Source organism: Mycolicibacterium austroafricanum, from assembly GCF_902705885.1.
GTDB lineage: Bacteria > Actinomycetota > Actinomycetes > Mycobacteriales > Mycobacteriaceae > Mycobacterium > Mycobacterium vanbaalenii_A.
Window position 1 is genome coordinate 1 of record NZ_CACSIP010000047.1, and the last position, 22652, is coordinate 22652.

The 22652-nt window shown below is 68.0% G+C and carries 27 protein-coding genes; 16 read left to right on the forward strand and 11 right to left on the reverse strand.

Translation table 11 applies throughout. From position 1 onward, the window contains the following. On the reverse strand, positions 1 to 1134 hold a 1134-nt coding region (locus BEMPMBAN_RS26555; RefSeq protein WP_200846133.1), incomplete at its 3' end, for an ABC transporter family substrate-binding protein. Positions 1135 to 1215: 81 nt separating this feature from the next. Beyond that, complete coding sequence (gene typA, locus BEMPMBAN_RS26560) at positions 1216 to 3117, reverse strand: translational GTPase TypA (RefSeq protein ID WP_159234540.1); 1902 nt, start codon at positions 3115 to 3117, stop codon at positions 1216 to 1218. A gap of 382 nt (positions 3118 to 3499) precedes the next feature. Between typA and BEMPMBAN_RS26565 the strand changes: the two genes are divergently transcribed. Then, entirely contained in the window at positions 3500 to 5281 is a 1782-nt protein-coding gene (locus tag BEMPMBAN_RS26565) for a BCCT family transporter (RefSeq protein WP_159234542.1), read from the forward strand. Between the two features lie 9 nt (positions 5282 to 5290). On the opposite strand, the gene BEMPMBAN_RS26570 is transcribed toward BEMPMBAN_RS26565, so the two are convergent. Continuing rightward, positions 5291 to 5689, reverse strand: a complete 399-nt coding sequence (locus BEMPMBAN_RS26570; RefSeq protein WP_159234543.1) for a (deoxy)nucleoside triphosphate pyrophosphohydrolase — start codon at positions 5687 to 5689, stop codon at positions 5291 to 5293. A 72-nt stretch (positions 5690 to 5761) separates the two neighbouring features. Here BEMPMBAN_RS26570 and BEMPMBAN_RS26575 point away from each other — a divergent pair, with 72 nt between their 5' ends. Continuing rightward, complete coding sequence (locus BEMPMBAN_RS26575; RefSeq protein WP_159234544.1) at positions 5762 to 6046, forward strand: 4a-hydroxytetrahydrobiopterin dehydratase; 285 nt, start codon at positions 5762 to 5764, stop codon at positions 6044 to 6046. Here the strand turns inward: BEMPMBAN_RS26575 and BEMPMBAN_RS26580 are convergent. Next, on the reverse strand, positions 6024 to 7259 hold the full coding sequence (locus BEMPMBAN_RS26580) for a mannosyltransferase (protein ID WP_425295016.1): 1236 nt from the start codon (positions 7257 to 7259) through the stop codon (positions 6024 to 6026). The genes BEMPMBAN_RS26575 and BEMPMBAN_RS26580 overlap by 23 nt on opposite strands. 125 nt (positions 7260 to 7384) lie before the next feature. On the opposite strand from BEMPMBAN_RS26580, the gene BEMPMBAN_RS26585 reads away from it, so the two are divergent. Together BEMPMBAN_RS26585 and BEMPMBAN_RS26590 are read left to right on the forward strand one after the other, a co-directional pair. Further along, positions 7385 to 7975, forward strand: coding sequence for a hypothetical protein (locus BEMPMBAN_RS26585; protein ID WP_159234545.1), 591 nt, complete (start codon positions 7385 to 7387; stop codon positions 7973 to 7975). A gap of 50 nt (positions 7976 to 8025) precedes the next feature. Next, the gene (locus BEMPMBAN_RS26590; RefSeq protein ID WP_159234546.1) at positions 8026 to 9045 is read left to right on the forward strand and encodes an Rv1157c family protein; all 1020 of its coding nucleotides are present in this window, start codon (positions 8026 to 8028) and stop codon (positions 9043 to 9045) included. A gap of 74 nt (positions 9046 to 9119) precedes the next feature. On the opposite strand, the gene BEMPMBAN_RS26595 is transcribed toward BEMPMBAN_RS26590, so the two are convergent. Next, positions 9120 to 9266, reverse strand: a complete 147-nt coding sequence (locus BEMPMBAN_RS26595) for a DUF1059 domain-containing protein (protein ID WP_081660094.1) — start codon at positions 9264 to 9266, stop codon at positions 9120 to 9122. A gap of 110 nt (positions 9267 to 9376) precedes the next feature. Between BEMPMBAN_RS26595 and BEMPMBAN_RS26600 the strand changes: the two genes are divergently transcribed. Next, positions 9377 to 9772 carry a recombinase family protein gene (locus tag BEMPMBAN_RS26600; RefSeq protein ID WP_159234547.1) on the forward strand — a complete coding sequence of 132 codons (396 nt, stop codon included), beginning with the start codon at positions 9377 to 9379 and terminating at the stop codon, positions 9770 to 9772. A gap of 11 nt (positions 9773 to 9783) precedes the next feature. On the opposite strand, the gene BEMPMBAN_RS26605 is transcribed toward BEMPMBAN_RS26600, so the two are convergent. After that, positions 9784 to 10368 (reverse strand): HhH-GPD-type base excision DNA repair protein, encoded by a 585-nt coding sequence (locus BEMPMBAN_RS26605; RefSeq protein ID WP_159234548.1) that lies wholly within the window; start codon positions 10366 to 10368, stop codon positions 9784 to 9786. A 121-nt stretch (positions 10369 to 10489) separates the two neighbouring features. Here BEMPMBAN_RS26605 and BEMPMBAN_RS26610 point away from each other — a divergent pair, with 121 nt between their 5' ends. From BEMPMBAN_RS26610 to BEMPMBAN_RS26640, 7 genes are all read left to right on the forward strand, one after another. Beyond that, the gene (locus BEMPMBAN_RS26610) at positions 10490 to 10786 is read left to right on the forward strand and encodes a DUF732 domain-containing protein (protein ID WP_159234549.1); all 297 of its coding nucleotides are present in this window, start codon (positions 10490 to 10492) and stop codon (positions 10784 to 10786) included. Positions 10787 to 10878: 92 nt separating this feature from the next. Further along, positions 10879 to 12102 carry a sensor histidine kinase gene (locus BEMPMBAN_RS26615; RefSeq protein ID WP_159234550.1) on the forward strand — a complete coding sequence of 408 codons (1224 nt, stop codon included), beginning with the start codon at positions 10879 to 10881 and terminating at the stop codon, positions 12100 to 12102. Beyond that, complete coding sequence (locus BEMPMBAN_RS26620) at positions 12102 to 12917, forward strand: LytR/AlgR family response regulator transcription factor (protein WP_159234551.1); 816 nt, start codon at positions 12102 to 12104, stop codon at positions 12915 to 12917. Before BEMPMBAN_RS26615 ends, BEMPMBAN_RS26620 begins: the two co-directional genes overlap by 1 nt. Continuing rightward, on the forward strand, positions 12910 to 13284 hold the full coding sequence (locus tag BEMPMBAN_RS26625; protein WP_159234552.1) for a DUF485 domain-containing protein: 375 nt from the start codon (positions 12910 to 12912) through the stop codon (positions 13282 to 13284). Before BEMPMBAN_RS26620 ends, BEMPMBAN_RS26625 begins: the two co-directional genes overlap by 8 nt. Then, entirely contained in the window at positions 13281 to 15026 is a 1746-nt protein-coding gene (locus BEMPMBAN_RS26630) for a sodium/solute symporter (RefSeq protein WP_159234553.1), read from the forward strand. Before BEMPMBAN_RS26625 ends, BEMPMBAN_RS26630 begins: the two co-directional genes overlap by 4 nt. Before the next feature lie 152 nt (positions 15027 to 15178). Continuing rightward, positions 15179 to 15532 carry a DUF485 domain-containing protein gene (locus BEMPMBAN_RS26635; RefSeq protein WP_159234554.1) on the forward strand — a complete coding sequence of 118 codons (354 nt, stop codon included), beginning with the start codon at positions 15179 to 15181 and terminating at the stop codon, positions 15530 to 15532. Beyond that, the gene (locus tag BEMPMBAN_RS26640) at positions 15529 to 17160 is read left to right on the forward strand and encodes a monocarboxylic acid transporter (RefSeq protein ID WP_159234555.1); all 1632 of its coding nucleotides are present in this window, start codon (positions 15529 to 15531) and stop codon (positions 17158 to 17160) included. The genes BEMPMBAN_RS26635 and BEMPMBAN_RS26640 overlap by 4 nt, the downstream gene beginning before the upstream one ends. Before the next feature lie 127 nt (positions 17161 to 17287). Here BEMPMBAN_RS26640 and BEMPMBAN_RS26645 read toward each other — a convergent pair whose 3' ends face one another. Both BEMPMBAN_RS26645 and BEMPMBAN_RS26650 read right to left on the reverse strand, forming a co-directional pair. Continuing rightward, positions 17288 to 17497: a DUF5302 domain-containing protein gene (locus tag BEMPMBAN_RS26645; protein ID WP_159234556.1), complete on the reverse strand. Its 210-nt coding sequence runs from the start codon at positions 17495 to 17497 to the stop codon at positions 17288 to 17290. A 17-nt stretch (positions 17498 to 17514) separates the two neighbouring features. Beyond that, positions 17515 to 17958: a PPOX class F420-dependent oxidoreductase gene (locus BEMPMBAN_RS26650; RefSeq protein ID WP_159234557.1), complete on the reverse strand. Its 444-nt coding sequence runs from the start codon at positions 17956 to 17958 to the stop codon at positions 17515 to 17517. 31 nt (positions 17959 to 17989) lie between these two features. On the opposite strand from BEMPMBAN_RS26650, the gene BEMPMBAN_RS26655 reads away from it, so the two are divergent. The 3 genes from BEMPMBAN_RS26655 to BEMPMBAN_RS26665 are packed head-to-tail and all read left to right on the forward strand — an operon-like array spanning position 17990 to position 20201. Next, positions 17990 to 18829: a class I SAM-dependent methyltransferase gene (locus BEMPMBAN_RS26655; RefSeq protein WP_234897719.1), complete on the forward strand. Its 840-nt coding sequence runs from the start codon at positions 17990 to 17992 to the stop codon at positions 18827 to 18829. Further along, positions 18829 to 19353: a DUF1697 domain-containing protein gene (locus tag BEMPMBAN_RS26660; protein WP_159234559.1), complete on the forward strand. Its 525-nt coding sequence runs from the start codon at positions 18829 to 18831 to the stop codon at positions 19351 to 19353. Before BEMPMBAN_RS26655 ends, BEMPMBAN_RS26660 begins: the two co-directional genes overlap by 1 nt. Before the next feature lie 23 nt (positions 19354 to 19376). Continuing rightward, positions 19377 to 20201: a class I SAM-dependent methyltransferase gene (locus tag BEMPMBAN_RS26665; protein ID WP_159234560.1), complete on the forward strand. Its 825-nt coding sequence runs from the start codon at positions 19377 to 19379 to the stop codon at positions 20199 to 20201. Here BEMPMBAN_RS26665 and BEMPMBAN_RS26670 read toward each other — a convergent pair whose 3' ends face one another. Further along, a complete protein-coding gene (locus BEMPMBAN_RS26670) occupies positions 20202 to 20567 on the reverse strand; it encodes an Rv1152 family transcriptional regulator (protein ID WP_159234582.1) in 366 nt (121 codons plus the stop codon). It abuts the gene before it with no gap. Between the two features lie 36 nt (positions 20568 to 20603). On the opposite strand from BEMPMBAN_RS26670, the gene BEMPMBAN_RS26675 reads away from it, so the two are divergent. Then, positions 20604 to 21317 (forward strand): NAD-dependent deacylase, encoded by a 714-nt coding sequence (locus BEMPMBAN_RS26675; RefSeq protein ID WP_200846132.1) that lies wholly within the window; start codon positions 20604 to 20606, stop codon positions 21315 to 21317. A gap of 13 nt (positions 21318 to 21330) precedes the next feature. Here BEMPMBAN_RS26675 and BEMPMBAN_RS26680 read toward each other — a convergent pair whose 3' ends face one another. Both BEMPMBAN_RS26680 and BEMPMBAN_RS26685 read right to left on the reverse strand, forming a co-directional pair. After that, positions 21331 to 21963 carry a class I SAM-dependent methyltransferase gene (locus BEMPMBAN_RS26680; RefSeq protein ID WP_159234561.1) on the reverse strand — a complete coding sequence of 211 codons (633 nt, stop codon included), beginning with the start codon at positions 21961 to 21963 and terminating at the stop codon, positions 21331 to 21333. Further along, entirely contained in the window at positions 21944 to 22651 is a 708-nt protein-coding gene (locus BEMPMBAN_RS26685; protein ID WP_234897720.1) for a TetR/AcrR family transcriptional regulator, read from the reverse strand. The genes BEMPMBAN_RS26680 and BEMPMBAN_RS26685 overlap by 20 nt, the downstream gene beginning before the upstream one ends. Between the last annotated feature and the right edge of the window lies 1 nt (position 22652).

The window sequence follows — 22652 nt, forward strand, 5'->3', positions numbered from 1 at the left end:
GGGCGGGGCCGGGCTGGTGGTCGACACCGGGTCGATCTGGTATCCGGCCTCGGCGAGCAGCGTCATCGCCGCCTCCCGCGTCATCGCCGCCGGTGCCGTGGGGACGTAACCGGGGTCCGAGGGTGAGCGCACCTGCGCCTGCGCCAAGGTGACTGAGTTGTCGTCACCCGCGCCGACCGCGGCCAGCAGGTCGACGTCGAGCAGACCGATGATCGCCTGCCGCACTCGAGCATCCGCGAGATCGGGCTGCTGCGCGCGCAACGTGAGCTGCAGGACACGCGGCGTGACGATCCGCGCCGTGCGCACATCGGGGATCGCCGACAGCTGCGCGAACGCCACGGCGCCGCCGTGCACCTGCGCGACCTGGGTGTCCCCGTTGCGGATCGAGTCGGCCAACGCGGCGGTCGAACCCCCGCGACGGAACAGGATCAGGTCGGGTGCGGCGGGCTGTCTCCAGTAGCGGTCGTTGCGCGCCAACAGGATCTCATCGCGCTGCGGGTCGATGGTGTCCACCCGGAACTGGCCCCCGGTGACCGGCATCGCCTGCGTCAGCCCGGCGGCGAAACCACCGGGCACATCTTTGACGATGTGGGCCGGCAGGATGTTGTTGAACAGCTCCCGCCAGGCGGGGTAGGGCTGCGAGAACGTCACCACCGCGGTCTTGCCGCCGTCGAGCGACTGCACCCCGGTGATCAGGTCATAGCCGGCGGGGTCCACCGTCCCGGGCTGCCCGACCATCTGGCGCCACAGATACCAGAAGTCGTCCGCCCCGATCGGCGCGTTGTCGGTCCACTGCGCCTCGGGACGGATCCGGTAGGTCACCGTGAACGGATCCTCACTGGTGATCTCCGCGGACTCCAGCAGCGAGGTGTCCAGTTCCCAGCGCGACCCGGTCGGCGTGCCGGCGTCCGGTATCGGCCGGAACGAGCTCGGCAGTACCAGCGAGCTGATCGCCGCGTTCACCGGGGATTGGTCCGACAGCAGGTGCGGGTTGAACCCGGGGCCGATCGAATCGATCGCCATGATGATCTGCGTCGCCCTCATCGGCGGCGGCGGCGTCGGCTCGGTGGTGTCGGTGCTCTGCGGCGCCGGCGGCGGGCTGACCGTACAACCGGTGAACAGGGCCAGCGTCATGGGAAGCGCCGCCAGTGCCGACCAACGGACGGCGCTGACGCGTCGTGGAGTCGTCGGCACGCCCTACAGGGTATCCATCGGTCAGTTGCGCGCCTTGGCGCGTGAACGGGCACGCCCCCGGGTGGTCGCGTCGAGTTCGGCCTTGCGCACCCGGACGATCTCGGGCGTCACCTCCACGCACTCGTCCTCGGCGCAGAACTCCATCGCCTGTTCGAGTCCCAACTCGAGGGGCCGGGCCAGCGTCTCCATCACGTCAGCGGTGGAGGAGCGCATGTTGGTGAGCTTCTTCTCGCGCGTGACGTTGACGTCGAGGTCCTCGGCCCGGGGGTTGATCCCGACGACCTGACCCTCGTAGGTGTCATCGCCGGGTTCAACGAAGAACTGGCCCCGGTCGGACAGCTGGATCATCGCGAACGGCGTCACCGTGCCCGAGCGGTCCGACACCAGGGAACCGGTGTGGCGGGCCCGGATCTCGCCGGCCCACGGCCGGTAGCCCTCGAAGACGGCGTTGGCGATGCCGGTGCCGCGGGTCAGGGTCAGGAAGTCGGTCCGGAAGCCGATCAGTCCGCGGCTGGGGACGATGAAGTCCATCCGCACCCAGCCTGCGGCATGGTTGGCCATCTCCTCCATGCGTCCCTTGCGGCCGGCCATCAACTGGGTGATGGCGCCCACGAATTCTTCGGGGCAGTCGATCGTCATCGCCTCGAACGGCTCGTGCAGCTTGCCGTCGATCGTCCGGGTGACCACCTGCGGCTTGCCGACCGTGAGCTCGAAGCCCTCGCGACGCATCTGCTCGACGAGCACAGCCAGCGCCAACTCGCCGCGGCCCTGGACCTCCCAGGCGTCCGGACGGCCGATGTCGACGACCTTGATCGACACGTTGCCGACCAGTTCCTGATCGAGGCGGCTCTTGACCATCCGGGCGGTGAGCTTGTGACCGGAGACCTTGCCGGCGAGCGGCGAGGTGTTGGTGCCGATGGTCACCGAGATGGCGGGTTCGTCGACGGTGATCCGTGGCAGCGCGTGCGCATGCTCAACGTCGGCGAGGGTGTCGCCGATCATGATCTCGGGCATCCCGGCGACGGCCACGATGTCACCGGCAACCGCTTCATCGGTGCTGGTCCGTTCGACGCCTTCGGTCGCGAGCAACTCGGTGATCTTGGCGTTCGTGATGACCGGATGGCCGTCCACCTCACGCATCCACGCCACCTGCTGGCCCTTGCGAATCCGGCCCTTGTAGATGCGGATCAACGCGAGCCTGCCGAGGAACGCCGAGGCGTCGAGGTTGGTCACCAACGCCTGCAGCGGGGCTTCCGGATCTCCCTGTGGCGGCGGGATGTGCTCGAGCAGCACATCGAAGAGCGGGTCGAGGTTCTCACCGTCGGGGTTCTCACCGTTGGCGGGTTCGGTGGTGCTGGCGATGCCCGCCCGTCCGGACGCGTACAGCGTGGGCAGACCGAGCGCGTCCTCGGCGGCCTTCTGCGCCTCCTCGTCGAGGTCGGAGGCGACGTCGAGCAGCAGGTCGTGGCTGTCGGAGACCACCTCGGCGATCCGGGCGTCCGGCCGGTCGGTCTTGTTGACCACCAGGATCACCGGCAGATGGGCGGCCAGGGCCTTGCGCAGCACGAACCGGGTCTGGGGAAGCGGGCCCTCCGACGCGTCGACCAGCAACAGCACGCCGTCGACCATCGACAAGCCGCGTTCCACCTCGCCGCCGAAGTCGGCGTGCCCCGGGGTGTCGATGACGTTGATCACCGTCATCCCGCCGTCGGGGTGGTGCCGGTGGACGGCGGTGTTCTTCGCCAGGATGGTGATGCCCTTTTCCTTCTCCAGGTCACCGGAGTCCATCAGGCGTTCGATAGCGTCATCGCCGCGGTGACTCAGCGCCCCGGATTGGCGCAGCATCGCGTCGACCAGGGTTGTCTTGCCGTGGTCGACGTGGGCCACAATGGCGACGTTGCGGAAATCGGGGCGTGCATTCACGTCGTGATTGTCGCAGTGCAGCGCACCGATCACGAAAACGAGAGAGACAGCTCACTTGAAGCCCGGCCGACTCGCCGATCTGAAACCCAAGAAGAAGTGTTGCCGCAGCAAGCCGCGTTGCAAGCGCTGCCCGGTCGTCGTGCAGAAAGTCCACAAGGCCGAACTCAACGGAATTCGGGGCAAAGAGCTGGCCAAGGTCTTCAAACGCGCCCGCCGATCTTGACCGGACCCCGCCGCGAATCGCAGGTTGGAGCCGCGCCGACGCTTGCGGAAAGGTATGGTCTGATCCGCGCCGACGCGGCCCTCGACACCGAAACCGACCAGATACGTAACGGACGATGACGACGAATACGACAACGACGACCACGAGGAGGCGGTAATCGTGCCGACCCCATCGGACCAGACGAAAGCGGACGGCAAGCGGCAGAACCCGCTGGTGAACGCCTGGCGGGGCCTGGAACCCGCCGTGTTCATCCCCTCCTCGATCATCATCCTCGGGCTCATCATTTTTGCGGTCGCGTATTCCTCGTCGGCGGAGGATGCCTTCACCAACCTCAACGGCTGGATCACCGACGGTGTGGGCTGGTGGTATGTGCTGGTCACCACGGGCTTCGTGGTGTTTGCCATCTACTGCGGCGTCTCCCGCATCGGCACCATCCGACTGGGCGCCGACGAAGAGCGACCCGAGTTCAGTTTCATGGCGTGGCTGGCGATGCTGTTCAGCGCCGGTATGGGCATCGGCCTGGTGTTCTACAGCGTGGCCGAGCCGCTGACCCACTACGTGAGCCCACCCGAGTCGCGCGGGATCCCGGGAGAGACGGCTCCCGCGGCCAATCAGGCCATGTCGCTGACGCTGTTCCACTGGGCCCTGCACCCGTGGGCGATCTACGTCGTCATCGGCCTCGGGATGTCCTACATGACCTACCGCCGCGGCCGGCCGCTGTCGGTGCGCTGGTTGCTCGAGCCGCTGCTGGGACGGGAGCGCATCGAGGGCCCCATCGGCCACGCGATCGACGTCACCGCTGTCGTCGGCACCCTGTTCGGCGTGGCGACCTCCCTCGGTTTCGGGATCACCCAGATCGCGGCGGGCCTGGAGTACCTGGGCTGGATCCAGATCAACAACTGGTGGACGGTCGGGATGATCGCCCTGATCACGCTCGTCGCGACGATCTCGGTGGTCACCGGTGTGAGCAAGGGCCTGAAGTGGCTGTCGAACATCAACATGATGATGGCCGCCGCGCTCGCACTGTTCGTCATGCTGCTGGGCCCCACCCTGTTCCTGCTGCAGGCCTTCGTGCAGAACCTCGGTATCTACATCCAGTCGCTGCCGGATTTGATGCTGCGCACCGCGCCGTTCTCCGACGGCGAGTGGCTGGGCGGCTGGACCGTCTTCTACTGGGGCTGGTGGATCAGCTGGGCGCCGTTCGTCGGCATGTTCATCGCGCGCATCTCGCGGGGTCGCACCATCCGGGAGTTCGTCGGCGCGGTGTTGCTCGTCCCGAGTGTGATCGGCGCGCTGTGGTTCACGATCTTCGGCGATTCGGCGATCCTTCGGCAGCGGGAGAGCGGCGACATGCTGGTGGACGGCGCCGTGGACACCAACACATCGTTGTTCCAGCTTCTCAGCACGCTGCCGATCGCGACGATCACCAGTGTGCTCGCGATCGCGGTGATCGTGTTCTTCTTCGTCACCTCATCGGATTCGGGGTCGCTGGTCATCGACATCCTGTCCACGGGTGGAGAGCTGGAGACCCCCCGGGTGACCCGGGTCTACTGGGCGGTCATGGAGGGGCTGGTCGCTGCGGTGCTGCTGCTGGTTGGTGGCGCCGGTTCCCTGACCGCGCTGCAGACCGCCTCGATCGCGACGGCGGTGCCGTTCTCGTTGGTGATGGTCGCAGCGTGTGTGTCGATGTTGCGGGCGTTCCGCTACGACCTGGCGACCACTCCGCGGCTGCTGCACATCTCGGTGCCGGAGGAGATGACCGCGTCGCGGCGCCACGACGTCTCGGCCACCCTGGCCGGGCTGGTCCAGGTGCGCTCGGTTCATCCCGACTCCTACGTGGTGCACCCGACCACCGGCGAGGTGACGTATGAGGAGCCGGTGGACCCCCTCAACGGCGAGCACGTCACCGACAGCGAGGAGACCGAAACCAAGACGCCCTGAGGATCTGCCTCACTTCAGCAGTGCCGCCAACTGCGGAAGCCACGCCGTGTCGGCGGGCACCCAGGGTAGGTCCTGAAGTTCATCGACACGGACCCACCGCAGCGCCCGGTGCTCGACGGGGTGCAGGTCCCCGTCGAGCCGGGTGACGAGGTAGGCGCGAAGCGTCGTCGTGCCGCTCAGCGCAACGTCGCCGCCGAGGCGACCGCCGACGGCGACCTCGATGCCGAGTTCCTCACGGAGCTCACGCGCCAGCGCCGCGGCATCCGTCTCGCCGGAAGCGACCTTGCCGCCGGGCAGTTCCCACAACCCGGCCAGTTCGGGAGGCCGGGCACGCTGGGCGACGAGCAGGGCCGCGTCGTGGATCAACGCGCCGGCGACCACGATCAGGTTCGGCGCCTGGTGTGGCATCGCTGGGTTCGACATCGGCGGGTTTGGCATCGCTGGGTTTGACACTGCCGCGAACGGTATACCTTCGAAGACATGGCTGTGTTAACGGACGACCAAGTAGACGCCGCACTGCCCGATCTCGACGGCTGGGAGCGCGCCGACGGCGTCCTGCGCCGCTCGGTGAAGTTCCCCGCGTTCCTCGACGGCATCGAAGCCGTGAAACGCGTCGGCGAGCACGCCGAGGCGCAGGACCACCATCCGGACATTGACATCCGTTGGCGGACAGTAACTTTCGCCCTGGTCACGCACTCCGAAGGGGGCATCACCGACAAGGACGTGGCGATGGCGGGCGAGATCAACCGGATCGTCGGGCAGTAGCGGCAATCCACGCCAGCGTGCCCAGCGTGGCGACGATGTAGATCAGGCCGGCCCACGCCAGGTACCACGGCCGAGAGATCGTCCAGATGCTGGGCTGCGCGAAACTGAGCAGCCACGGCACCCCGACGACCGTCAGGGCGAGCCAGCCCCAGCCGAGGATCCGCGCGCCCAGCTGGTCCCGTAGCGGGCCGTGCAGCAGCCAGATCATCAGCGGCACCACCCACACCCAGTGGTGCGTCCACGAGATCGGCGAGAGCAGCAGACCGAACAACTGGACGATCACGATGGCGGCGAGGCGGTCCCGGGCTCCGCCGACCGCGCGCCACGCCAGCAGCGCCAGCACCGCTGTCACGGCGATACCCGCCAGAACGACGGGTCCATAGCCGGCGTCGTAGCCGAGGATCCGGGAGATCGCACCACGCCACGACTGGTTGAACGACGTCCCGATCGGGCCGACCCGGCTCGCGTCGCCGAGCAGTTCGGTGAAGTAGTAGCGGGCCTGACCACCGACCACCACGGCCGACACGCCGACGGTCAGGAAGAACACCACCGCGGAGAACACCGCCGCGGCCCAGCGTCGGGCGCCGACGAGGTACAACCCGGACACCGCCGGCGTCAGCTTCACGCCGGCCGACAACCCCACCAGCAGACCCGACAGCCACCATCTCGTGCTCAGCACGGCCCAGAGGACGGCCAGCACCAGCAGGACGTTGACCTGGCCGTAGTCGAAGGTGCTGCGCAGCGGTTCGATCCAGATGCCCACTGCCGTCCACAGCATCGCGACACGCCGACCGGCACCCGCCGACCCTTCCCGGTCCGGAAGCAACCGCTGGCTGACGCGCACGACGCCGTAGAGCGCCGCGACGATGCCGAGTTGCCAGGCCAGCGCCACCACCCCGAATGGCAGCAGGTGCAACGGGTAGAACAGCACCGCCGCAAACGGTGGATACGTGAACGGCAGCGGAAAGTCCGGGGTCTGGTCGGCATACACGTAGTCGTAGAGCGTGCCGGGGTTGTCGACAGCGGCCGCGCCACCCAGATACACATGCAGGTCAACGAAGTTCGCGCCGGTGGGCAGCAGGTAGGTCCACGCGAGGCGGGCACTGATGCTGATGATCAGCAGCACCGGTGCCGCAGCCGACAGCCCGGCCGCCAGGCGGGAGCCGGGCGGTGCGGGGGCGGAAGCGGTGGCGTCTATGCCGACCGACTCTATCGAGCGGTCACCATCGGCCTTCGGTGCAGTAACGGTTGCATAAATGCCACACGTGTCACTTGAGTAACTCTAGTAACCGGCTAGCTTCGGGTTTCAGGCGTGCCATCAAACCGATTGGGAGAACCATGCATCGCACCGGGAAACTGTTCGCAACCACGATGATCGCAGCGGCGGGAGCGGTCTCGGCTGCGCTGGCGCTCAGCACCTCCGCGGCGGCGCAGCCAGCACCTGCGCCCGCTCCGGCCCCGGCTCCCGAGGTGCCCGGTCTGCCCTTCCTGCAGCAGCTCGCGACGAATCCACAGGCCGCTACCGAGCTCGTGCAGACGTTCGCGAACGTGATGGGCAACGCCGCGCCGACCGCGCAGACCACACCGGCCACCGTCGCCACCCCCGCGGAAGCCAGCGCATCGATCACCCTGCCGCAGCCGGCGGCCACACTGCCCGGTGCGGCGAGCGTCCTGCCCGGCAACACCACCACGGTCCCCGGAGCGACGGTTCCGGCCGCCCCCGCGTCGACCGCGACACCGTCGTTGCTGCCGGCCGCACTGACCGATCAGCTGGGTGTCCCCGGCGGCCTTATCTCGCTGCTGCCGACCGGCTCTCCGCTGGCCGGCCTGCTGCCCACGGGGGGCGCTGCGGCACCGGCCGTACCCGCGCCGGCACCTCCCGCCGCCCCCGTCGGCCCGGCGTTCACACCGTTGTCAGCCCTGCCCTGACGCTCGGATCCGATACCCGCCACCTGACCCACCGAACGCATTGGGGAAACATGCCAACGACCAAGACGAGGCTCACCACCGCGATGGCGGTGGGCTCGTCGACCGCGCTGCTGATGGTCGGCCTCACCGGAGTCGCACACGCCCAACCGGTGACCGCTACTGCACCGATCGACGGACTGCAGGCTCCGGGCCTGCCCGCGATGGAGAGCATCGGACCCGTCATCCAGCAGGCGGCGTCTGACCCGACCAATGCGGCATCGATGCTGATGGCCGCCGCCGCGGTGTTCGCCGGAGACGCGGCGGCGCCGCTGCCCTCCCGCGAGGTCGCGTCGGCGGTCAACCAGTTCGTCGCCCACCCGGTGGCGCACGTCCCGGCCACCGGAGCGACAGCCGGCCCTGCGGCGCACCTACCGGCGGGGGTCAACCCGGCACACGCGGTCGGTCCGACGCCCGAGGCACTGCCGCAGGCCGCACCAGAGGCACTGCCGCAGGCGGCACCCGAGGCACTGCCGCAGGCCGCGCCCGGGGTCGCCCATGAGCCGGTTCCCGCTGCGGCGCCCGGCCCCGCCCCCGCACCGGCGCCCGAGGCGGTTCCCGCACCGGCGCCCGCGCCCGGCCCCGGCGGCCCAGCGCCCGGCGGCGCCCCCGCCTTCGGACCGGATGCACCCGTCACGCAGGACTTCCTGTATCCGTCGATCAGCAACGGCTGCCTGGCCGACGGCGGAAACGTCCTGGCCACCGCGATCTCGGTGGCCGGTCCCGCCAAGATCCCAGCTCCGGGCCCCGGACCCGGTCAGACCGCGTACGTCTTCACCGCGATCGGTACTCCCGCTCCCGCCGCTGAGCAGAAGCTGCCCCTGAACGTCACCTGGGTGAACCTGAGCACCGGCAAGTCCGGCAGCGCCACCCTCACGCCCCGCCCGGACATCAACCCCGAGGGGCCGACCACGCTCACTGCCATCGCCGACACCGGATCGGGCAGCATCATGTCGACGATCTTCGGCCAGGTCACCACCACCGAGAAGCAGTGTCAGTTCATGCCGACGATCGGCTCGACCGTCGTCCCCTGACGCTGTGCGCCGAAATGGGGTTCCGGGTCGTTCCTGCTCCCGCAATCACGACCTGGAATCCCATTTCGCGGTGATCAGTAGGCCATGAAGAGGATGGCGTCGCGGTCGTAGTCGCGGCCGGGATGCACCTCGGACAGGTGGGCTTGAGCCTTCTCCACCAGATCGTCCTCGTCCTTGCCGGTGATCGCTTCGCCGCACGGGCAGTTCAGGTGAGTCTTCATACCTTCACAATGACACAGCAGCGACGTCCGTATGGGCCAGGACCTGTCCTTCGGACGGTGCGACGGCGAGCCTGTGGGACCCGGGCCGCGGCTCGTGAGACCTTGGAACGGTGACGGTCACGTTGGGTTACGCGACGGCCGGAGGTATCGAGCAGGACCTCGAGGATCAGGTCGCCGAGCTCACCGCCGCGGGCGTGGACCCGCGCCGGATCTTCACCGACAGGTCAGCAGGATCCGCGGACAAGATGCGCCCGGGGCTGCTGGCGCTGCGCAGCTACGCCCGCCCGGGTGACTCGGTGGTGGTCGTGGCGCTCGCCAGGCTGGGCCGCTCCGCCGCGGAGGTCGCCCAGACCGTCGCCGACCTCGCGACCCGCGGCATCACGCTGCGCTGCCTGCAGAACGGTCTGGACACCGCCACCGCCGCCGGCCGGGTGGTGGCCGAGGTGCTCAGCGACCTGGCTGCTCTCGACGCGGTCCATCACACCGAGACTGCGCACCGAGCGTGACCCCGGGACGCTCAGGCCTTGGCGGCCTTCGCCTCTTTGTTCTTGGCCTTGGCTTCCTTCTTGTAGGTGCGCACCTTCTGTAGCGATCCTGCGTCCAACACATCGGCCACCGACATGTGCGTGCCCGCCTTGCCGTAGTCGCCGGCCGCGGCACGCCAACCTTTCGGTGTCACCCCGTACTGCTTGCCCAGCAGCGCGAGGAAGATCTTCGCCTTCTGCTCACCGAACCCCGGCAGCGCCTTGAGTCGACGCAGCACGTCCTTGCCGTCGGCGCCGTCGGACCACAACGCAGCCGCGTCGCCGCCGTACTCATCGACGATCACCTGCGCCAGCGCCTGTACCCGCTTGGCCATCGAGCCCGGAAACCGGTGTATCGCAGGCGTTTGCGAGCACAGCGCGGCAAACTCCTCGGCGTCGTAGTCGGCGATCACCCGGGCGTCGAAACCACCGATACGATCTGCGATCTTCTTGGGGCCGCCGAACGCCACCTCCATCGGGATCTGCTGGTCCAACAGCATCCCGACCAGCAGGGCGAACGGGTTTGCTTCCAGCAGTGCGTCGGCTTCCGGGTCCTGGACCAGCTGCAAGGTGGGCACCCCGCCAGTCTAGGACGACGGGGTGCAGAGCGATCAGGTCAGTTCCGTTCGGGGGTCGGTGAGGCCGCGGGTGTGCGATCGTGGAGACGACATCCGGTCGATACGCCCCTAGGAGACAGACATGAGAAGGGTGATCGCACCTCTCGTGGCGGCGGTCGCTACCGCAATCGTGTTGGCCGCAACCGCGAACGCGATACCCGACCAGGGCACACCGGCCTTCGACGAGTACATGCAAGGCCTGCAACGCAACGGTTACAACCTCAATCCGGACACCGCCTGGCGCGTTGCACACCAGGCGTGCATCGGCGGCATCCCCGGATACATCGGTCTGGAACTGGCAGCACAGGGGGTCATCGGCCCCGGAGCGCAGCAGCGGGTGATGGAAGTGGCCACCAAGTACGCGTGCCCCGTTCAGTAGCACCGGCTAAAAGGCCACCCGCAGGATCCCGAACTATCCGCAGCTTCGCCGCACCACCCGTTTAAGGTGGCCACAACTGCACAGAAGGTGACATGTCGGGCGAGCTCGCGATAGCACTGACGGCCGCGCTGATCCTGGCGGCGATGGCCGCGGTGGTGCTCGCCGTCCGCACCAGGCGGGTCGTCGCCACCCCCACCGAACGCGCCGTCCACGCCGCGCTGCACACCGCGTCGCTGGCCGCTCGGGCCCTGCGCCAGGGCCTCGACACCGACTCCGCGGAGACCGCCGCTCCGTTCCTCCGGGGACTCACCGGTACCGGCGGGCTGGCGCTGTACAGCAGTGACGGCCAGCTTCTCGCCCGCGACCCCGCCGATCACGTGATCTGGGATGAGGTCATCCTCGAGGCCTGCGACGGCGCCGCGGGACAATCGATCTCGGGAGAGCGCCGGGTGTTGACGCACGCCAACGCCGCCACCGTCGTCGCGCAGCCGCTGCTGGCCGAGATCGGCGACATGCTCGGCGTGCTCGTGGTGGTGACGACACGCTCCCCCGCGCCCGGGATGCTGGGCGCCGTCGGCGAGGTCGCCCGCTACGCGGCCAGCCAGATCGAACTCGCAGAACTCGACGCCTCCCGGGCCCGACTCGACCGTGCCGAAGTCCTGGCCTTACGCGCGCAGATCAGCCCGCACTTCATCTACAACGCGCTCAACACGATCGCCTCGTTCGTCCGCACCGATCCCGACCGCGCCCGTGAGCTGATCCTGGAGTTCGCCGACTTCACCCGGTACTCGTTCCGTGCCGCCGGGCAGTACACCACCCTCGCCGACGAGCTCCGCAACATCGACCGCTACCTCAATCTGGAACGGGCCCGCTTCGGCACCGCGCTGAAGGTCACCCTGCGGGTGGCGCCGGAGGTCCTCAACGTCGTCGTCCCGTTCCTGGCGCTACAACCGCTGGTGGAGAACGCCGTTCGACACGGTTTCGCCGGCCGCGGTGGCGGATCGATCGAACTCATCGCCCGCGACGAGGGCTCCGACTGCGTCATCACCGTCGAGGACGACGGGGTGGGAATCGACCCCGACGCGCTTCGGACCGGTCCCGGAGATCCTCTCTCCGACGGTGTGCCGGCCGCAGAGGGCAACTCGGCGCATGTCGGCCTGACCAATGTCGACCATCGGCTGCGCGCGGCGTTCGGAAACGATTACGGTCTGGTGGTCGAAACGGCGATCGGCGCAGGCACCAAGGTGGTGATGAGGGTGCCGAAGTTCCGGTCGGGTGTGCGGGCCAGCGGCGCCGCGTTCGGGGCGGGAGGGTGATGGTGAAACCACTCACTGTTCTCGCGGTCGACGACGAAGCCCCGGCCCTCGACGAGCTGGCCTACCTGCTCGGCAAGCACCCCGATGTCGCCGAGGTGTTGCGCGCCGGCGACGCCNCCTCGGCATTGCGGGAACTCAACGCGCGCACCATCGACGCCGTGTTCCTGGACATCAACATGCCCGGCCTGTCCGGCATCGAACTCGCCGGGGTCCTGACCAACTTCTCCCAACCGCCCGCGATCGTGTTCGTCACCGCCCATGACGACAAGGCCGTGGCGGCTTTCGACGTGGGCGCGGTCGACTACCTGCTCAAGCCGATCCGTGACGACCGCCTGGACGAAGCGGTCCGCCGGGTCATGACAGCGCAGACGACCGACCCGGGTGCGGCTCGGGCGGGCGAGGGAGGCGACGCCGGCGGGCTCGGGGGCACAGAACCCGACGTGATCCCGGCAGAACTGGGCGGCGTCACCCATCTGGTGCCGCGCGACAGCATCGGCTGGGTGGAAGCCGAGGGCGACTACGCCAGACTGCACTCGGCGTCGGGCTCACATCTGGTGCGCATCCCGCTGGGCACGCTCGAAACCCGCTGGCGCGATCACGGTTTCCAGCGTGTGCACCGCTCGTATCTGGTGGCCCTGCGCCTGGTGACGGGCCTGCGCTCCACCGACGGCGCCGTCCTGGTGCGGCTGCGAGCCAACGGCGCGTCGCCGGCGGTCGAGCTTCCCGTCAGCCGCCGTCAGGCCCGGGAACTGCGTGACAGGGTGGTGCGGAATCCCATGCGCAATCTCAGACCCACCGGGAGCAATGATGACTAGCGGTGGCGTCCCGCAGCGCCAGCGCGTTGTCCTCGCCCATCGCCGGGGCGCGCGGATGGTGCGCACCCGGGTGGAGGTCCAGGAGCAGACACAGGTCGGTGACGCACTGGTACGCGGCCTGGTGCGGGCCCAACTGGGCCTGGCTCTGCGATTGGCTGCGGTTGTGGTGCTGCTGATCGGATCCATCCCGTTGCTCAACGCGATCTTCCCGGATCTGGCTGCGGTCGCGGTGTTCGGCATCCGGCTGAACTGGCTGGTTCTCGCCGGTCTGGCCTATCCACTGGTGTACGGCATCGGCTGGTTCTACGTCCGGCTGGCCGAGCAGGCGGAACGCGACTTCGTCGGCGTCGTCGACGCAGAGCCATGACCGGCGAACCGCTGACAGCTGTCGCACTGCTCGCCGCCGCGGTGGCCACCGTGGCGATCGGCGTCTACGGCGTGCGTTTCTCGCGCACCACCTCGGACTTCCTCGTCGCCTCCCGCACGGTGGGCCCGCGTTGGAATGCCGCCGCAATCTCGGGTGAATATCTCTCGGCCGCATCGTTTCTCGGCGTCGCCGGGTTGATCGCCAAGTACGGCGCCGACGCCCTGTGGTATCCGGTGGGCTTCACCGCGGGTTATCTCGGGCTGCTGTTGTTCGTCGCGGCGCCGCTTCGGCGGTCGGGCGCCTACACGGTTCCCGACTTCGCCGAGTTCCGACTCGGGTCGGCGCGGCTACGCAAGGTCGCGATGCTCGTCGTCGTCGTCATCTGCATCTTCTATCTGGTACCGCAGTACCAGGGTGCCGGCTTGACGCTGAAAACGCTTCTGGGCCTTCCGGTGTGGCTGGGCCCAGTGGCGGTCGGCGCCATCGTGATCACCAATGTGGTCGCCGGCGGGATGCGTTCGATCACGTTCGTGCAGGCGTTCCAGTACTGGCTCAAGCTGACCGCGGTCGCCATCCCGGCGCTCGCGCTGACCGCGCTGTTCCTGACCGACCGCGGCGGTGAGCTGGGTGGTCCGCTCCCGCCGACGGTGCAGCAGGCCACCACGGTCGCCGTCGAGACCGATGTGGTCGTTCAGGTCTCCGAGCCGGCGGGAATCGAGGTGACGGGCACACTCGATGGTCGCCGCGTCGAGGGGGCATCGGTCGGGTCGGCCGGTGAACACACCCTGGGCGCGGGCAGCACACTGACCCTGGCGGCCGGCGCGGCGACACCGGTGCTGGCGGGCACCCCGGCCGCCGGCACCGACTGGATCGCGTCCGGTGGCGGCCTCGGTGGCCCGCACCCGATGTATCAAGTGCTGTCCACCATGGTGGCGACGTTCCTGGGGACGATGGGCCTACCGCATGTGCTGGTGCGGTTCTACACCAACCCCGACGGCCGGGCCGCACGACGCACTGCGCTCGCGGTGATCGCGCTGCTGTCGCTGTTCTATCTGTTCCCAACGCTGTTGGGGATCTTCTCCCGGCTCTACGTCCCGCAGCTGTTGATCACCGGAACTGCCGACGCGGCGGTGTTGTTGGCGCCGTCCTCGGCGATCGCCGGGCCCGTCGGGCAACTGCTGGCCGCACTGGTCGCCGCGGGCGCCATCGCCGCGTTCCTGGCGACGTCCTCCGGTTTGCTGGTGAGCTTGGCGGGCGCACTGGCCACCGACGTGTTGCCCGGCCGGGTGCGCGACTTCCGGCTGGCGGCGGTGGTCGGCGGGCTGATCCCGATCCCGTTGGCGCTGGCGGTCTCTGGCGGACTGGAGTTGTCCCGCAGTGTCGGCCTGGCATTCGCCGTCGCGGCGTCGACGCTGTGCCCGCTGCTGGTGCTGGGCATCTGGTGGCGGGGACTGACGGCGATGGGCGCGACGTGCGGCCTGGTGGTGGGCGGGCTGCTGTCCGGTGGCGCCGTGACCGTCGCGGTGGCCGGCGGAATCGACGAGAACGCGATCGGCGGGTGGCCGGCCGTACTGATCGGTTACCCGGCGGCGATCAGTGTCCCGCTGGCTTTCGCGACGATGATCGTCGTCAGCCGCGCCACCCGCACGACGGTGCCGTCCGATGTGGCGCAGACCTTTGCGCGCATGCATGTTCCGGAGAACCTGGGGATGGGCATCGAGCGGATGCCCAGGGTGAGCTGACACCTTTCACCGTTCGTCGTCGGCGATCGACCGCTCACCGCAACCACTCCCGGCCTCAGCGTGTGACCCCCCGTCAGGCCTGGGTATGTGACCCACATCTCAACTAGGTTCACCGCAGTACCGGTTCACTCAGTCAGGAGCGTGAGATCAAGGTGTCCGAGACAGATTCTCCCATTCGCCCAGAGGCGATCAGCGGCGAACGCTATCTGGAAGTCCAAGCCAGTCCCGAATTCCAGGAACTCCGAAGTAGGTTGCGCCGCTTCGTGTTCCCCATGACAGCGATCTTTCTACTCTGGTACGCCATCTACGTTGCCCTGGGTGCCTTCGCCAGTGACTTCATGGGCACCCGGGTGTGGGGTGACATCAATATCGGCCTGATCATCGGATTGGGCCAGTTCCTGTCCACCTTCGTGATCACCGGAATCTACGTGCGGTTCGCCAACCGCGAACTCGATCCGCGCTCGAGCAAGATCCGCGCCGAACTTGAGGAAGAGCTGCTCAAATGACCACTTTTCTGGCTCAATCCGAGACGGTCGGCAACCCGATCGCCAACATCGGCATCTTCAGCCTGTTTGTCATCGTCACCATGGTGGTGGTGATCCGTGCCAGCAAGAAGAACGCCACGGCCGCGGAGTTCTTCACCGGCGGGCGCGGGTTCTCGGGCACGCAGAACGGCATCGCGATCGCGGGCGACTACCTGTCGGCCGCTAGCTTCCTCGGCATCGCCGGCGCGATCGCGGTCTACGGTTACGACGGCTTCCTGTACTCGATCGGCTTCCTCGTCGCCTGGTTGGTGGCTCTGCTTCTGGTGGCCGAATTGCTGCGCAACACAGGCAAATTCACGATGGCCGATGTGCTGAGCTTCCGACTCAAGCAACGACCGGTGCGACTTGCTGCGGCAACGAACACGCTGACGGTGTCGCTGTTCTACCTGCTCGCCCAGATGGCCGGTGCCGGTGGCCTGGTGGCGCTGCTGCTCAACATCGAGAGCCGTTCGGGCCAGTCCATCGTCATCGCCGTCGTCGGCATCTTGATGATCACCTACGTACTGGTAGGCGGCATGAAAGGCACCACGTGGGTGCAGATCATCAAGGCCGTCCTGCTGATCGCCGGTGCAGGAATCATGACGATCATGGTGTTCGCGAAGTTCGGCGCGAACTTCTCCGAGATCCTCGGCGCCGCGCAGTCGGCGATCAGTGGCTCCACCACCGCCGGTGTGGCCGACCGGGACGTGCTCGCCCCGGGCGCTCAGTACGGCGGGTCGCTGACCTCGCAGATCAACTTCATCTCGCTGGCGATCGCCCTGGTGCTCGGCACCGCAGGTCTGCCGCACGTGCTGATGCGCTTCTACACCGTGCCCACCGCCAAGGAGGCCCGGCGTTCGGTGGTCTGGGCGATTGCCCTGATCGGCGCGTTCTACCTGTTCACGCTGGTGCTGGGCTACGGCGCAGCGGCGCTGGTCGGTCCGGACCGCATCCTCGGCGCAGCCGGCGGAGTCAACTCGGCGGCCCCGCTGCTGGCGTTCGAACTGGGCGGCGTGATCCTGCTGGGAGTGATCTCGGCGGTGGCGTTCGCCACCATCCTGGCGGTGGTCGCCGGCCTGACGATCACAGCCTCGGCCTCGTTCGCCCACGACATCTACGCCACGCTGAGGAAGGACCACAAGGTCACCGAGGCCGAACAGGTGCGGGTGTCGCGGATCACCGCGGTCGTGCTCGGCGCAATGTCGATCGGCCTGGGCATCCTGGCCAACGGACAGAACGTCGCATTCCTGGTGGCTCTCGCGTTCGCGGTCGCCGCGGCGGCGAACCTGCCGACGATCGTCTACTCGCTGTACTGGAAGCGGTTCAACACCCGCGGCGCGCTGTGGAGCATGTACGGCGGTCTGATCTCGACCATCGTGCTGATTGTGCTGTCCCCGGCGGTGTCGGGCGGGCCGACGTCGATGATCAGCAGCGTCGACTTCTCCTTCTTCCCGCTGGCCAACCCGGGCATCGTGTCGATCCCGCTGGCCTTCATCCTCGGCATCGTCGGGACCCTGACGTCGCCTGACGACGAGGATCCGAAGGTCGCCGCCGAGATGGAGGTGCGGTCGCTGACCGGGATCGGCGCCGAGAAGGCGGTTGCCCACTAAGCGCCACTCTTCGCCGGAACGGTATTCCAGCAGGCCGCATCTCGGGCGGCGCCTGCTGGAATGCCGTTCCGGCGGAATAACGGTGCGTGCGGGCCCGGCTCGTCGGGAGTTGAGAAGTTCGGGCCGATCAGCCGCTCTTGCGGCGGAATTCGCGACGGCTCTCCAGCGGCCCGTGCGCCCGTGGCTGTTTGGCCCCGATGTCGGTGTGCGCCGAGCCTGCGGCGGACTTGGACTTCTTGCGCTCGAGCGCCTCGCGGAACTTGCGCTTGGTGTCGTCCTCGCGCTCGGTGTCGTCCTGGGACGACTCCGTTGACCCTGCCGACTCCGTGGGTGCCATGACCGAAGCCTAGCGCCTCAACGCCTCCCCGGCGGCATGCCGTAGACGTGGGAGATGGGCAGGGTCATCAGCACCCGCCGATCGTCGACCATGGCCCGGCGGAAGTCGTCCCAGTCGGGGTGCTCGCCCGAGATCTCGCGGTACAGCGCGACCAACCCCTCGACGGTGTCGTCACCCGGGTCGGCGGCCGGCGGGGTCAGCTCGGCGTCGCCTTCTGCCACCGCGTAGGACCACCCGTCATCCGAACTGACGTGCAGCGCGGCGCGAGGGTCGCGGCGCAGATTGCGGGTTTTGGCCCTGGGCTCGGTGATCGACACCGAGATGGTCAGCGCGCGAGCATCAAAATGATAGGAGACGTTGGACAGCTGCGCCCGCCCGTCACGTTTGATGGTGGCCAGCACGCCCAGCGAGTTCCCGGCGATCACGGCCAGCAGCTTGTCGTCGAAGGCATCGCGCGTCATGACAAGAGCCTACGACTCACATCGGTCTGGGATGATCGAACAGATGGCCCGAAACCCGGTAATCGACGGCAGCGTCCTCGACGGCGTGTCCGCCACCACGCTGTGGACGTTGCGCAACCGTGCCGTCGAGGCCAAACGCTCCGATGGGGTGATCCGAGATCCGTGGGCGATCACCCTTCTCGACGCCATCGCCTACGACTACGACAAGTTCGGCAGACCGGGCCAGGTACACGCCCTGAGGGCCCAGGCGTTCGACGCGGCGACGCGCCAGTACCTGCTGACCCACCCGAAGGCCGCGGTGGTCGCCCTGGCCGAGGGTCTGCAAACCAGTTACTGGCGGCTGGCCCGCGACCGTGCCAACGCCGACTCCGCCTGGTATTCCATCGACCTGCCGCCGGTCATGGAGCTGCGGGAGCGCCTCCTGCCCGCCGAGGACCACATCGTCGGGCTGGCGCAGTCGGCGTTGGACCGGAGCTGGATGGACCGCGTGGACGCCACGCACGGGGTGTTCATCACCGCCGAGGGATTGTTGATGTATCTGCAGCCGGACGAGGCGCTCGGGCTCATCACCGACTGTGCGCGCCGCTTCCCCGGCGGAGCCATGATGTTCGACTCGATCCCGCACTGGTTCAGCGGCCGGACCCTGCGGGGGCTGAAACTCTCCAGACGCTACGTGGCACCGCCGATGCCGTTCGCGCTGAGCGCCGACGAGAGTGCCGCGCTGGCCGGAAACGTCCCCGGGGTACGCACGGCGCACGACATGCGGCTGCCGGCGGGCCGGGGCTGGTTCAAGATCGCGTCCCACCCGTCGCTCGACCGCGGAATCCTGCGCAGCATCCGGCCGAGCGTCACTCTGCTGGAGTTCGGCTGATGCCGCGCTACGCCGCATTTCTGCGTGGGGTGAACGTGGGCGGTGTCAACCTCAAGATGTCCGCTGTCGCCCAGGTGCTGCAGGACGCCGGATTCACCGATGTCACGACGATCCTGGCGAGCGGCAACGTTCTGCTCGACAGTCGATCCGGGGTGGCCGCGGTCAGGAGGAAGGCCGAGCAGGCCCTGCGTGACGAGTTCGGGTACGACGCTTGGGTGCTGTGCTACGAAATGGACGCGATCGCAGAGATTTCGGCGGCGTACCCGTTCGAGCGCGAGGTCGAGGGCCACCACTCCTACGTCACGTTCGTCAGCGACGAGGCCGTGCTGCGCGAACTCACAGAGCTCGCAACCGATGCCGGAGCCGGGGAGAAGATCACCGCCGGGGCCGGGGTGCTCTACTGGCAGGTGCCCCGTACCGGCACACTCGACAGCACCATCGGCAAGACGATGGGCAAGAAGCGCTACAAGTCGTCGACCACCACGCGCAACTTGCGCACCCTCGACAAGGTACTGCGCAGATAGCGCGGAGCGGAGAGACATCACCGATGACCGGAAAGCACACCGTCGATCTGACCGGGGTGTCAGAGACTGCCCTGCTGACGTTGCTGGTACGCGCGTCGGAGGCCAGGCGACCCGACGGCATCCTCGACGACCCGATGGCGGTCCACCTCGTCGATTCCATCCAGTACGACTTCGCCAAGTTCGGGTTCACCCGGCGCCAGGATATGGCGTTGCGCGCGTTGACTTTCGACAAGCAGGCCAGGCGATACCTGCTCGACCACCCCAGGGCAACCGTGGTGGCGCTCGCCGAGGGTCTGCAGACGAGTTTCTTTCGTCTCGACGCCGCCGACGTGGGTCATGAGTTTCGCTGGTTGACCGTCGATCTGCCGCCGATGGTCGAGCTGCGCCGCAAGCTGCTGCCCGCTTCCGACCGGGTGACGATGTGCGCACAATCGGCGCTGGACTTCGCCTGGATGGACAAGGTGACCACCGAACACGGCGTCTTCATCACCGCGGAGGGGCTGTTGATGTATCTGCAGCCCGACGAGGCGATGGCGCTGATCACCGAGTGCGCGGCACGGTTTCCCGGCGGCCGGTTCATGTTCGACCTGCCGCCGGCGGCCTTCGCCGCCCTGGCGCGACGCGGCGTGCGGACGTCCCTGCGTTACCGGGTGCCGCCGATGCCGTTCACGCTGTCGGTCTCGGAGGCCGCGGACCTGGTCAACACCGTTCCCGGGGTACGCGCTGTGCACGACGTGCCGCCCGAGCGGGCCCGGGGGGCGCTGCTCAACGCGTTGATCTGGACAGTGCAGCGCACTCCGCTGCTCGACCCGGTACGGCCGGTCACGACCCTGCTCGAGTTCGGCTGATCAGCCGAAGGCCGTCTCCACGTAGCGCAGGGCCTCCTTTTTGTCGATACCGAGCGCCCGCGCCGCGGAAACGTATGTGTTCGCCGCGGTGGCCATCGCGGCGTCGGCGGGATCCGAACGCGCCACGAAAGTCCCGAAACGTCCCCTCGTTTCGAGGATGCCCGCTGTTTCCAACTCTCGGTACGCGCGCGCCACGGTGTTGACTGCCAGGTTGATCTGACCAGCCAGCTCGCGGACCGTCGGCAGCCGGGTGCCCGGAGTGAGCTGCCCGTCTCGGATGCCGTCGATGATCTGCGATCTGAGCTGGTCGAACAGCGGCCTGGCAGCGTGCGGATCAACGCGTACCCAATCCCCCAACTCGGCCACGTGCCCAGTATCACCCACAGCGGCTAGTTTGGTGGGGTGCAGGTGACGGTATGCAGCGGAGCCGGGATCTCCGCCGAGAGCGGAGTGCCGACATTCCGCGACGTCGAGACGGGTTTGTGGGCCAAGGTCGACCCCTACGAGATCTCCAGTGCGGAGGGCTGGCGCGAGCACCCCGAGCGGGTGTGGGCCTGGTATCTGTGGCGCCACCACATGATGCGGGCCGTCGCACCGAACAATGCCCATCGCGCGGTGGCTGCGTGGGAGGACTACGCCGACGTGCACGTCGTGACGCAGAATGTGGACAACCTGCACGAGCGCGCCGGCAGCAGCCGGGTGTACCACGTCCACGGAAGCTTGTTCGATTTCCGTTGCGACGAATGCCAATCCGCGTACGCAGGCGAAATCCCGGCGATGCCCGAGCCGGCCGAGTCCGTGACGCCGCCGCAGTGCGAATGCGGCGGGCTGATCCGGCCCGATGTGGTGTGGTTCGGCGAAGCGCTGCCCGATGACGCGTGGCAGCAGTCGGTGGACGCCGTCGTCGGCGCCGACCTGGTCGTGGCGGTCGGCACCTCATCGGTGGTCTACCCGGCCGCCGGGCTTCCCGAGTTGGCGGTGGCCAACGGCACCCCGGTGATCGAGGTCAATCCCGAGCCCACCCCGCTGTCGACGAGCGCGACGGTGACGCTTCGCGAGTCGGCGGCGACCGTGCTGCCCGGGCTGTTGCAGCGGCTACCGGCCCTGCTCAGCTGAGGGCCTCCCGCGGTCAGGCCGGCTTGATCGCGACGCCGATCGCGAACTCGGCGACCGGAAGCGGCACCCAGGCTGGGAAGGTCCAGTCACGGCGGGCGCCGGTCACCTGAAATCCGGCACCGACGATCGTGGCCTCGGTGTGGCGGTGCGTGTGGCAGTTGCCCAGCAGCCGCGGCCAGAACGTCGCGTCGGCGAATCTCTGCAGGCGCGCGCGGGCCCCGGCGCCTGCGATGTGTTCGAGGTAGCGCAGCTCACCGCCGGGGTGTAGCACCGAAAACAGCTGTCCCACAACCTGTTCCGGATTGTCGACGGAACACAGCACCAGCGAGCACACCACCGCGTCGAACTGCCCACCGTCGAGGAACTTCTCCACGGTCTCGGTTTCGACCGTGACCGGTATCGGGGCCGACGACGCGGCACGTTCGGCCAGCACCGCAAGCCGGTGCTCGGGTTCCACGGCGACCACCTCGGTGACGGTGTCGGGGTAGAACTCGAAGTTGGTGCCGGTGCCGGCCCCGACCTCCAGGACCCGGCCCGACAGCCCGGCCAGGTTCTCCCGCCGGAGGCGGCGCAGCGATTCAGGTTCTCGCGCGGACATCGCCGTCCACAGCCGCGCGAAGAACGGGTTATCGACGGTGTCGCTCATCAACGGTCTCCTTCAGCCAAGTCACCATCTCGCATGGGGAATCGGAGGGCCGGACGGCCCCGGATACAACATGCCCGAAACACATCGCTCGCAGCACGCGGTCGGCGAAGTCCTCGACATCCCCCCACGGCAGATAGGGACGGGAGATCAGCATCGCCGCCACTCCGTGAGCTGCGGTCCACAGTTCGAGAGCCAGCATGGTGGGGTCGCCCGGCGGATAGATTCCCTGGTCGATCAACGCCTGCACCGACGCGCGCATGTGGACGAACGCCGAACTGTTCAGTGTCATGTCGACATCGCTGCCGGGATGCCCCTCCCCCATGGTCGCGATCCGGTACAGCTCGGGCGTTTTCAGCGCGAAGCGCACGTACGCCAATCCCTGAGCCCGCAACACGTCGACCAGCGAAGAACCCTCATTGCCCGCGTACCCGGCGACTTCCTGCATCTCTGCGTCGAGCTTTTCGAAGTACTGCACGCACACCGCGTCCAGCAACGCGTCCTTGTCGGCGAAGTGCAGATAGATCGACGGCGGTGTGACCCCGACCCGTTCGGCCACCGACCGGATCGACACTGCTTTCGCGTCACCGGTTTCCAACAGCAGATCGGTGGTGGCGCCCAGGATCTCGTCCCTGAGCTGATCGCCCGAACCCCGGGGGGCACGGTGCCGCCGCAGCCGCTGGCCGGTCACG